This window comes from Streptomyces sp. NPDC058741 (genome assembly GCF_042746715.1).
Lineage (GTDB): Bacteria > Actinomycetota > Actinomycetes > Streptomycetales > Streptomycetaceae > Streptomyces.
This window is the reverse complement of the sequence record NZ_JBHYQH010000023.1, coordinates 29,900-39,974: the sequence shown is the minus strand read 5'-3', so window position 1 is coordinate 39,974 and position 10,075 is coordinate 29,900. Positions and strand designations below refer to the sequence as shown.

General features: G+C 71.1%; 10 protein-coding genes and 1 other RNA gene. 9 read left to right on the top strand and 2 right to left on the bottom strand.

Features of this window, described 5'->3' with window-relative positions:
* The first annotated feature begins 274 nt into the window (after positions 1–274).
* Positions 275–1,381, top strand: coding sequence for a peptide chain release factor 2 (gene prfB, locus ACFW6P_RS19710; RefSeq protein ID WP_386348620.1), 1,107 nt, complete (start codon positions 275–277; stop codon positions 1,379–1,381).
* A gap of 290 nt (positions 1,382–1,671) precedes the next feature.
* The gene (locus tag ACFW6P_RS19705) at positions 1,672–2,307 is read left to right on the top strand and encodes a hypothetical protein (RefSeq protein ID WP_386424260.1); all 636 of its coding nucleotides are present in this window, start codon (positions 1,672–1,674) and stop codon (positions 2,305–2,307) included.
* Between the two features lie 111 nt (positions 2,308–2,418).
* Here the strand turns inward: ACFW6P_RS19705 and ACFW6P_RS19700 are convergent, their stop codons facing one another.
* Positions 2,419–2,610: a hypothetical protein gene (locus ACFW6P_RS19700; RefSeq protein ID WP_386348614.1), complete on the bottom strand. Its 192-nt coding sequence runs from the start codon at positions 2,608–2,610 to the stop codon at positions 2,419–2,421.
* 235 nt (positions 2,611–2,845) lie between these two features.
* On the opposite strand from ACFW6P_RS19700, the gene ftsE reads away from it, so the two are divergent.
* The 5 genes from ftsE (at position 2,846) to ssrA (ending at position 6,762) form a co-directional block, all read left to right on the top strand.
* A complete protein-coding gene (ftsE, locus tag ACFW6P_RS19695) occupies positions 2,846–3,535 on the top strand; it encodes a cell division ATP-binding protein FtsE (RefSeq protein ID WP_386348611.1) in 690 nt (229 codons plus the stop codon).
* Positions 3,536–3,573: 38 nt separating this feature from the next.
* Positions 3,574–4,491, top strand: coding sequence for a permease-like cell division protein FtsX (ftsX, locus tag ACFW6P_RS19690; RefSeq protein WP_386348608.1), 918 nt, complete (start codon positions 3,574–3,576; stop codon positions 4,489–4,491).
* 69 nt (positions 4,492–4,560) lie between these two features.
* Positions 4,561–5,730 (top strand): S41 family peptidase, encoded by a 1,170-nt coding sequence (locus ACFW6P_RS19685; RefSeq protein WP_386424258.1) that lies wholly within the window; start codon positions 4,561–4,563, stop codon positions 5,728–5,730.
* A gap of 45 nt (positions 5,731–5,775) precedes the next feature.
* A complete protein-coding gene (smpB, locus tag ACFW6P_RS19680; protein WP_386424257.1) occupies positions 5,776–6,255 on the top strand; it encodes an SsrA-binding protein SmpB in 480 nt (159 codons plus the stop codon).
* A gap of 107 nt (positions 6,256–6,362) precedes the next feature.
* Positions 6,363–6,762: a transfer-messenger RNA gene (ssrA, locus tag ACFW6P_RS19675) on the top strand.
* Here ssrA and ACFW6P_RS19670 read toward each other — a convergent pair.
* Positions 6,761–8,062, bottom strand: coding sequence for an MFS transporter (locus tag ACFW6P_RS19670; RefSeq protein ID WP_386424255.1), 1,302 nt, complete (start codon positions 8,060–8,062; stop codon positions 6,761–6,763). The two genes, ssrA and ACFW6P_RS19670, sit on opposite strands and share 2 nt — an antisense overlap.
* A 236-nt stretch (positions 8,063–8,298) precedes the next feature.
* Here ACFW6P_RS19670 and ACFW6P_RS19665 point away from each other — a divergent pair, with 236 nt between their 5' ends.
* Both ACFW6P_RS19665 and ACFW6P_RS19660 read left to right on the top strand, forming a co-directional pair.
* Positions 8,299–8,544 (top strand): hypothetical protein, encoded by a 246-nt coding sequence (locus ACFW6P_RS19665; protein WP_386348599.1) that lies wholly within the window; start codon positions 8,299–8,301, stop codon positions 8,542–8,544.
* A gap of 11 nt (positions 8,545–8,555) precedes the next feature.
* Positions 8,556–9,365, top strand: coding sequence for a hypothetical protein (locus ACFW6P_RS19660; RefSeq protein WP_386424253.1), 810 nt, complete (start codon positions 8,556–8,558; stop codon positions 9,363–9,365).
* The last annotated feature ends 710 nt before the right edge of the window (positions 9,366–10,075 follow it).

The following is a 10,075-nucleotide window of genomic DNA, read 5'->3' as shown; positions in this document are numbered from 1 at the left end:
GCGGCTGTGGTGGTGGCCCGAGGCGCTGCTCCGGGGCAGGTGGCGCCGGGCATCGCGGTCGGTCTGACCTCGTGAGACGCCCGCCGGGCGGCGCCCGCCGCACCGCCCGGGCCCCGCGCGCCGACGGGGCTTCCCGCCCCTGCCACGCCCGCCGCAGCGCCCCACCCCGCAGTCCCTCCCCCTGGACCCGGGCCCGGCCCCGCGGCCCCCGGCCCGGCCTCCGGCCCCCGCCGCCCGGCGCAGGTCGGCGGACGGAGCCGTTACGCTGGAGGGCGTGGCAGTCGTCGATGTATCCGAAGAGCTCAAGTCCCTCTCCTCGACCATGGAGTCGATCGAGGCCGTTCTGGACCTCGACAGGATGAGGGCAGACATCGCCGTGCTCGAGGAGCAGGCGGCCGCGCCGTCCCTGTGGGACAACCCCGATGAGGCGCAGAAGATCACCAGCAAGCTGTCCCACCTCCAGGCGGAGGTGCGGAAGGCCGAGGCCCTGCGTGGTCGTATCGACGACCTCGGTGTCCTCTTCGAGATGGCCGAGGAGGAGGACGACCCGGACACCCGCGCCGAGGCCGAGTCCGAGCTGGCCGCCGTGCGGAAGGCGCTGGACGAGATGGAGGTGCGCACCCTCCTCTCCGGCGAGTACGACTCCCGCGAGGCCCTGGTGAACATCCGCGCCGAGGCCGGTGGCGTCGACGCCGCAGACTTCGCCGAGAAGCTCCAGCGCATGTACCTGCGGTGGGCCGAGCAGCGCGGCTACAAGACCGAGATCTACGAGACGTCGTACGCGGAGGAGGCCGGCATCAAGTCGACCACCTTCGCCGTCCAGGCGCCCTACGCGTACGGCACGCTCTCCGTCGAGCAGGGCACGCACCGGCTGGTGCGCATCTCGCCCTTCGACAACCAGGGTCGGCGCCAGACCTCCTTCGCGGGCGTGGAGGTCCTGCCGGTGGTGGAGCAGACCGACCACATCGAGATCGACGAGTCCGAGCTGCGGGTCGACGTCTACCGGTCCTCCGGTCCCGGCGGCCAGGGCGTGAACACCACCGACTCCGCGGTGCGCCTCACCCACCTGCCCACCGGCATCGTCGTCTCCTGCCAGAACGAGCGCTCGCAGATCCAGAACAAGGCCACCGCGATGAACGTCCTCCAGGCCAAGCTGCTGGAGCGGCGCCGCCAGGAGGAGCAGGCCAAGATGGACGCCCTCAAGGGCGACGGCGGCAACTCCTGGGGCAACCAGATGCGTTCGTACGTCCTGCACCCCTACCAGATGGTCAAGGACCTGCGCACCGATTTCGAGGTCGGCAATCCCGAGTCCGTCTTCAACGGCGAGATCGACGGATTCCTGGAAGCCGGAATTCGCTGGCGCAAGCAGCAGGAGAAGTAAGTTTGTCGACAAGGCAACTGTCGCTCACCGGGCGGCAGTTGCCTTTTCTGTGCCCGCATGTCTGGGTCTTGCGTCACACTCACACCCTCAGACTCCCGGCATAGCCCCCGTAGTCGGACAGGGCGCCCGCAAACGGCCTTGACGTGTTCTTGAAAAATGGGAAGGGTGAAGCGCGGCATGCGTGTATCAGGGGCGCATGTGAACCGGGGGCTCTTCATCGCAGCCGTCCCCCGTCGAGCACAGCCCCGAGCGCTGCCTAATGACGATGAGCTACTGGGGGTAGCAACCACATGACGAAGAAGACGCGGATCCGTGTCGCGCGCATCGCGGCCGGTGCCGTGATCGCCGCCGGTGCCTCGCTGACCGCCGCAGGTGCCGCATCCGCCCTCGACCTGGGCGTGAACGTCGGTGTCGGAGTGAACACCGGCAGCGAGCCGACGGAGCCTCCCACGGAGGAACCGACCGACCCGCCGACCGAGCTCCCGACCGACCCGCCGTCGACCGAGGAGCCCACGGAGGAGCCCACCGAGCCCACCGAGGAGCCGACCGAGCCCACGGAGGAGCCCACCGAGCCCACCGAGGAGCCGACGGGCCAGCCGAGCGACCCGGGCAACGGGAACGGCGGCGACAACGGCAACGGTGGCGGTGGCGGTAACGGCACCGGGGGTGGCAACGGCGGCGGCGGCAACAACGCCGACCCCGACGGTGGCACCTCCCCGCAGGAGGAGGGCTCCTCCGCGCTCACCGACACCGGCTCGGACAACACCCCGGCCCCGCAGGCCCAGGGCAACGGCGACGAGCTCGCCGAGACGGGTGCCGCCGAGACCACCTTCCTGGTGATCGGCGCCGCCACGATGATCGCCGGCGGTGTCGGCTTCCGTCTGCTGCCGCGTCTCGTCACCGGCCGCGGCGGCGCTGCCGCCTGACGGTAGCCGCGTCCGCACGGACCGTGCGTGCAGTGCGACACCGAGGGCCCGGAGCGACACGCGACACGCTCCGGGCCCTCGGCCATGCCTTCGAGGTGTGCGAGCCGCCGGCTACACCGTCTGGTGCGCCAGCAGTGCCACCGCCGCGATCAGCACCGTCAACAGGGCGATCAGCGCCATCGGGCTGAGATTCCCGGGGAAGTTCTCCTGCTGCATCCGCTCACGGTTCGCGCGGCACACCGGGCACCGGCCCTCGTTCACGGGCGCCGCGCAGTTCGCGCACACCAGCCGGTCGTACGTCATGCGCTCGCCCTCCTTGCGCCGGTTCCATGGTGTCCAACGTTCGTGGGGACGGGAATGTTCCCCCTCCACTCTGCCAGGTTCCGCCGTGCGCCGCGCGGCCGCTGCCGCAGCCGGGGCTCCGTTCTCCCGGGCACAAAAAGGCACAAGCCCCGCACAAGCGCCGCGGTGACTGCGGTCCGCTCCCCGGTTCGCGTATGGTCACGCTCATCTACCCCCGGCGACCCGTGGTGCATCCGTGATCCGATTCGACAATGTCTCCAAGGTCTACCCCAAGCAGACCCGCCCCGCCCTCAGGGACGTCTCCCTGGAAGTCGAGAAGGGCGAGTTCGTGTTCCTCGTCGGGTCCTCCGGCTCCGGAAAGTCCACCTTCCTGCGGCTGATCCTCCGCGAGGAGCGGTGCAGCCACGGACAGGTGCACGTCCTGGGCAGGGACCTCGCCCGCGTCTCCAACTGGAAGGTGCCGCAGATCAGGCGCCAGCTGGGGACCGTCTTCCAGGACTTCCGCCTGCTGCCCAACAAGACGGTCGGCGAGAACGTCGCCTTCGCACAGGAGGTCATCGGCAAGTCGCGCGGCGAGATCCGCAAGTCCGTTCCGCAGGTGCTCGACCTGGTCGGGCTCGGCGGCAAGGAGGACCGTATGCCCGGCGAGCTGTCCGGCGGTGAGCAGCAGCGCGTCGCCATCGCGCGGGCCTTCGTCAACCGGCCCAAGCTGCTCATCTGCGACGAGCCCACCGGCAACCTCGACCCGCAGACCTCCGTCGGCATCATGAAGCTGCTCGACCGCATCAACCGCACGGGCACGACCGTGGTGATGGCCACGCACGACCAGAACATCGTGGACCAGATGCGCAAGCGCGTCATCGAGCTGGAGAAGGGCCGCCTCGTCCGCGACCAGGCACGCGGCGTCTACGGCTACCAGCACTGACGACCGACCGGCTGCACGGAAAGGCTTAACCAGACGCCATGCGCGCCCAGTTCGTACTGTCGGAGATCGGAGTCGGTCTCCGCCGCAACCTGACGATGACCTTCGCGGTCATCGTCTCCGTCGCCCTGTCCCTGGCGCTCTTCGGTGGATCGCTGCTGATGAGCGACCAGGTGAGCACCATGAAGGGCTACTGGTACGACAAGGTCAACGTCTCGATCTTCCTCTGCAACAAGAGCGACGCCGAGTCCGACCCCAACTGCGCCAAGGGCGCGGTGACCGACGACCAGAAGAAGCAGATCAAGGCCGACCTCGACAAGATGAACGTCGTCCAGACGGTCACCTACGAGTCGCAGGACCAGGCCTACAAGCACTACAAGGAGCAGTTCGGCGACTCCCCGCTGGCCAGCTCCCTCACGCCGGACCAGATGCAGGAGTCCTACCGCATCAAGCTGAAGGACCCGCAGAAGTACCAGGTCATCGCGACCGCCTTCGACGGGCGGGACGGCGTGCAGTCGGTGCAGGACCAGAAGGGCATCCTCGACAACCTCTTCGAGCTGCTCAACGGCATGAACTGGGCCGCGCGGGCGGTGATGGCGCTCATGCTGGTCGTGGCGCTGATGCTGATCGTCAACACCGTGCGCGTCTCCGCGTTCAGCCGGCGGCGCGAGACCGGGATCATGCGCCTGGTCGGTGCCTCGGGCTTCTACATCCAGGCGCCGTTCATCATGGAGGCCGCGGTCGCCGGGCTCATCGGCGGGACGGTCGCGTGCGGGTTCCTGGTGGTCGCCCGGTACTTCATCATCGACCACGGACTCGCCCTGTCGGAGAAGCTGAACCTGATCAACTTCATCGGCTGGGACGCGGTGTTCAAGTACCTGCCGCTCATCCTCGTCACGAGCCTGCTGATGCCCGCGCTGGCCGCGTTCTTCGCGCTGCGCAAGTACTTGAAGGTGTGACGCATCCCTTAGAGGGGCCGTGCGGTCAACCCGCCGTACGGCCCTTCGCCTTGTCCTAGACTCACCGGCATGTCAGGTCGTGACCCGTTCTGTCAGCCCCGCCGCATCCGCCGCGGGGCCGCCCTGACACTGGTGTTCGCGAGCGTGCTCGTCGCCGGTGCGGCCACCGGCGCCCTGCCCCAGGCCGACCCGAAGTCCGCGCCGGACGAGGCCCGTCCGGCAGGCCGGGCCGGCCGGCACGCCGAGATCGCCAGGGCGGCCGAGGAGGCGATGGCCGACGGCACGTCGCCCGTGGAGGCGGCCAGGCGCGCCGTCAGCCGCAGCGGGGACCGCTGGGACGCCGTCTACTCCCGGGGCGAGTACGAGGAGTTCGAGGACGCCCTCGACGGCCAGTACACCGGCGTCGGGCTGTGGGCCCGCAGCAGGGAGGACGGTCGTGTGGCGGTGACGAAGGTGCGCCCGGGCTCGCCCGCGGCCGCCGCCGGGATCCGCCCCGGAGACCTGCTGCGCGGCGTCGACGGCCGCAGCACCGACGGCCGGCCGGTCACGGAGGTCGTCTCCCTGCTGCGCGGGGACGCCACCGACGCCTCCGCCGGCACCACCGTCCGCCTCCTGCTGGAACGCGGTCCGCGCACCTGGACCGAGAGCCTGCGCCGCGCCCAGCTGTCCACGGACTCGGTCACCGTGCGGGAGGCCGCCGGCTCCGTCACCGTCATCCGGGTCGACACCTTCACCAAGGGCTCCGGCGAGCAGGTCCGCGAGGCCGTCCGGCACGCCCCGCCCGGCGCCGGCGTCGTCCTCGACCTGCGCGGCAACCCCGGCGGCCTGGTCTCCGAGGCCGTCACCGCCGCCTCCGCCTTCCTCGACGGCGGTCTCGTCGCCACCTACGGCGTCGACGGCGAGCAGCGCGTCCTGCACGCCGAGCCGGGCGGCGACACGACGAGGCCCCTGGTCGCGCTCGTCGACGGGGGGACGATGAGCGCGGCCGAGCTGCTCACCGGCGCCGTCCAGGACCGCGGGCGCGCGCTGGTCGTGGGCTCCCGCACCTTCGGCAAGGGCTCCGTGCAGATGCCGAGCCGGCTGCCCGACGGCTCCGTCGCGGAGCTGACCGTCGGGCACTACCGCACCCCCTCCGGCCGGTCGGTCGACGGCCGGGGCATCACGCCCGACCTGGAGGCCGGCGACGAGGCCCTCCAGCGCGCCGAGAGCGTACTGCGCGGCCTCGGCAGCCCGTCGTGATCGAGTTCCCGCCGACCCCCTCCGTAGTGCGAAAATGGGCGCACTATGGCTAAGGAAAAAGGGCGCAAGCTGATCGCGCAGAACAAGAAGGCGCGGCACGACTACCTCATCATCGACACCTACGAGGCGGGCCTGGTCCTCACCGGCACCGAGGTGAAGTCCCTGCGCCAGGGCCGGGCGTCGCTGGTGGACGGCTTCGTCCAGCTCACCGACCACGAGGCGTGGCTGCACAACGTGCACGTCCCCGAGTACAGCCAGGGCACCTGGACGAACCACAGCGCGCGGCGCAAGCGCAAGCTGCTGCTGCACCGCGAGGAGATCGACAAGCTGGAGTCCAAGTCCCAGGAGACGGGTCACACCATCGTGCCGCTCGCCCTGTACTTCAAGGACGGCCGGGCGAAGGTCGAGATCGCGCTGGCGAAGGGCAAGAAGGAGTACGACAAGCGGCAGACGCTCCGCGAGAAGCAGGACCGGCGCGAGACGGAGCGGACGATCTCGGCGATCCGCCGCAAGCAGCGGGCCTGACGCCCCGGGGAATAGGCTGGCACGGTCGTGCGTTGGTCACGTACGATGGCATCCGCACCCCACGGAGGGTGCACGCCCCCTCCTCGGAGGGTTTGAAAAATCAACATGGGGATGATCGGTTTCGACAGCGGCTGTCGAAGCAGGGGAAGCGTGTCGAGGAAGCGGCCATGATCTCGTAAACCACAGGCCGAAAAAAATAATCGCCAATTCCAAGCGCGATTCCTCCCAGCAGGCCTTCGCCCTCGCTGCCTGATCTCAGGTAGCAGAGCGAGCCTCCTACAAAGGGAGTGTCAGCCCGGGGCTGTTCCCGACCCGGATCCTGGCATCAGCTAGGGAACTAAACCTTGATCCCGGTCACGGGGTGAAGAGGGAAATCCAACAGTGACTGGGCCCGTCGGAGACTTGTCCGCGTGATCTCCGGGGCCGAGAAAAGCGAAGCGGACTGCACACGGAGAAGCCCTGGTTCCGCACCGTTGGACGCGGGTTCGATTCCCGCCATCTCCACTCATCCCATGTGGGCCGAGGCCCCGTCGCTCCCGAGCGGCGGGGCCTTTGTCATGTCCGGCGAAGTGTGTCCATGGGCCGTGCCAGGTCGGGCGAAGCGGTTCGACGTGCCGCCCGCGGCGAGGGCGAGGGCCAGGACGGCGGCCGTCACCGGGACCGCGAAGCCCGCCGTCGCCGACCCGTGCTCCACCGTCCAGCCGCCGAGCGCGCTGCCGCAGGCGATGCCGCCGACCAGACCGGTCACGGCCAGGGTCATGCCCTCGTTCAGCCGGCCCTCCGGGGTGCGCTGCTGGACGAGCGTCATGGTGGTGACCATGGTCGGGGCCGTCGCCATCCCGGCCACGAGCAGGGCGGCGGCCAGGAGCACGAGTGAACCGGTGAGGGCGGCCGCGAGCAGCGGCAGGGTCAGCAGGGCGGCCATCGCGGCCACGCACCAGGGCAGCCGGGCCGCGGCCGGTCCGGGGGGTTTCACGGCGCCGTGGACGAGGCCCGCCGCGCAGGAGCCCGCCGCCTGGAGCGCCAGCACCGCACCCGCCGCCGACCGCTGGCCCTGTGCGTCGGTGAACGCGAGGGTGACGACCTCCGTCGCGCCGAAGATCCCGCCCATCGCCAGACAGGTCACGAGCAGTGGCGGCATGCCGGGAGCGCGCAGCGGCGCCTTCGCCGGTGTCCGCGCGCGGACCGGCGGCTCCGTGGCGCGCCGGGTCGTGAACAGGACCATGCCGGTCACCAGCAGCACCGCGCCGACGAGCGTGCCCGCCTCCGGGAACAGCGCCGTGCACAGGAACGCCGCGAGCACCCGGCCCAGCGTGAAGCAGAGTTCGTCCACGGCCTGCTCGAAGGAGTTGGCGGTGCGCAGGGCCTTGGGGTCGCCGTCCAGCAGATACGCCCAGCGGGCCGGGGACATGCCGCCGGTGTTGGGGGTCGTGGCGGTCGCCGCGTAGGAGGCGAACAGGGTCCAGTCGGGGGCGCCGTGACGCACGCACAGCAGCAGGGAGAGGGAGCCGAGGGCGGCGACGGCCGTGGCGGGCAGCGCCACCCGGGCCTGGCCGTGGCGGTCGACGAGCCGGGCGATCCAGGGCGCGGCCACCGCTGTCGCCGCGAGCCCCGTCGCGGTCACGGCACCGGCCAGGGCGTACGAGTCCCGCGTCCCGGCGATCATGATGACCGCGCTGACGCTGAACATGCCCATCGGCAGCCGGGCGACGAGGTTGCCGGCGGTGAAGGCGCGGGCGCCCGGCAGGCGGAACAGGCCGCGGTACGGGGAGAGCCGGAGCATGTCCCCACCGTCGCCCGGGGGCATCGCCCGGTCCAACGCCTGTTCGGTGCGGACTCACGCATCCGTGATGTGAATCCGCCCCTCGGGCCGCTCCCGAGCAGCCGAAACGCCCTGGAGGGAAATATTCGCTCCTTGTTCTTCATAGATGAATATAGGGATTCGTCATGGTCCTCATGGCGCATGGAAAAGATGCTCATTCGGGAAAGTCCTTCACTCGTTTGCCGCGCATCCGCCGAAGTGAGCCGACGGTTAGTCGGTACATGACCGAGGCGACCAGGAAAGACGGCTGGGCGGTAACGCTCGGCCCGTACACCTACATCCCTGCTCCGGCGCACTCGTCGGCCGCCGTCAACGGGACCCTCACCAGGGGCGGTTGCCCGGTCACACTGCAGGTGACCGAAACGGTGCTGAGGGATTTCATCGACCGCATGAGCATGCTGGAAAAAGACCTCGCCCGGCGGTGGACCAGCGCCACGGAACGACCCGCTTTGGCACTCGCGGAATAGCGGGCCGCGTCATGTACCACAACGAACTCGAGGGCACCGGGCGGCACCGGGCGCCCGCCCGGGACTTCATCACCCCCCTCACGCCGCCGGACCCGACCTGGGACCCGGCCGAGGAACTGGCGTTCATCCTCGAGGAGGCCCTCGGGGAGCAGACGCAGGCGCCGCGGATCCCCGCCCCCAGGGACGAGATGCCGGGCGCGGGCGTGGTGGCGGAGCCCGGCCAGGGCACCCACATGCAGCGGCTCCAGGACATCACCGAGGAGCTGCCGCCCGTACGGGACGTCCCCCCGCGCCACCGCAAGGTCCGCACCCGCAGAGCCCCGGGCGCGCTGCGCACCACCAGCTTCCTGGTCGCCGCCCTGGCCGCCCTCATCGCCTGCGCCGTCAGCCTGCTGAGCGGCCTGGCCGCCTACGACCCGCTGCGCCTGGTCGCCACGTCCCCCGCGACACGCGGCCTGCGCACCTGGTGGCCCCTGCTGGTGTACGGGCCCTGGCTGGTGGCGTCGTTGTCGGTCCTGCGGGCCGCGCTGCACCAACGCCGTGCCGCGCACTCGTGGAGCGTGGTCCTGGTCTTCTCGTGCGTCGCCGTTCTGCTGTGCGTCGCCCAGGCGCCGAGAACGATCCTCGGCATCGCGGCGGCAGCCCTGCCCGGGCTCGCGGCACTGGCCTGCTTCCAGCAGATCGTCCGCCAGATCACGCTGACCCGCCCGCCGGTGCGCTCGGCACCCCGGCACCGGGTCGGACCGTTCCCGCAGCGGGAGACCACGGGTACGGAGGCCCCCAGGGGCGGCGGTGACGGTCGGCGGGAGACGCAGGCCTGAGCGCGGCGCCGCCGCGCCCGTGGGCGGCACGGCCCGGCAGGCGCCGCACCCGCTGCGCCGAACCCGCCGGTCCGCGAGCCCATCTCCCCCCGTGCGCCCGGCCCACCCGTCGCTGTAGGTTCACCGCATGCCCGGGCGGCGCGTCCGGCGACTTCGTCGTGGCCGGGGTGGTGTGGCTCCTGCTCATGGCGGTCTTCGGCATCGGACTGGTGGTCACGCGCAGACGCAACGCCAGGTTCGCGGGGCGGCTGCGGGCGGCCGGCTTCACACCGGTGACGGACGAGAACGGGCGGATGCGCTGTCTGCCGCCCGGGGCGCAGCCGCCCGGCCAGGGAAACCCCTTCGCCTCCGGACCGTACGGCGGACCGCGGGGAGGGACACCGGGGCAGGGCGGTCCGTACGGGGGCGCCCCGGCCCAGCCGGTCGCCCTGCCCGATGCAGTACCCCGGTCAGCCCGGACCGGCGCCGTACCCCGGCCGGCCCTGCCCGATGCAGTACCCCGGTCAGCCCGGACCGGCGCCGTACCCCGGTCGGCTTGCACCGATGCAGTACCCCGGTCGGCCCGGACCGGCGCCGTACCCCGGCCGGCCCTGCCCGATGCAGTACCCCGGTCGGCCCGGACCGGCGCCGTACCCCGGTCGGCTTGCACCGATGCAGTACCCCGGTCGGCCCGGACCGGCGCCGTACCCCGGCCGGCCCTGCCCGATGCA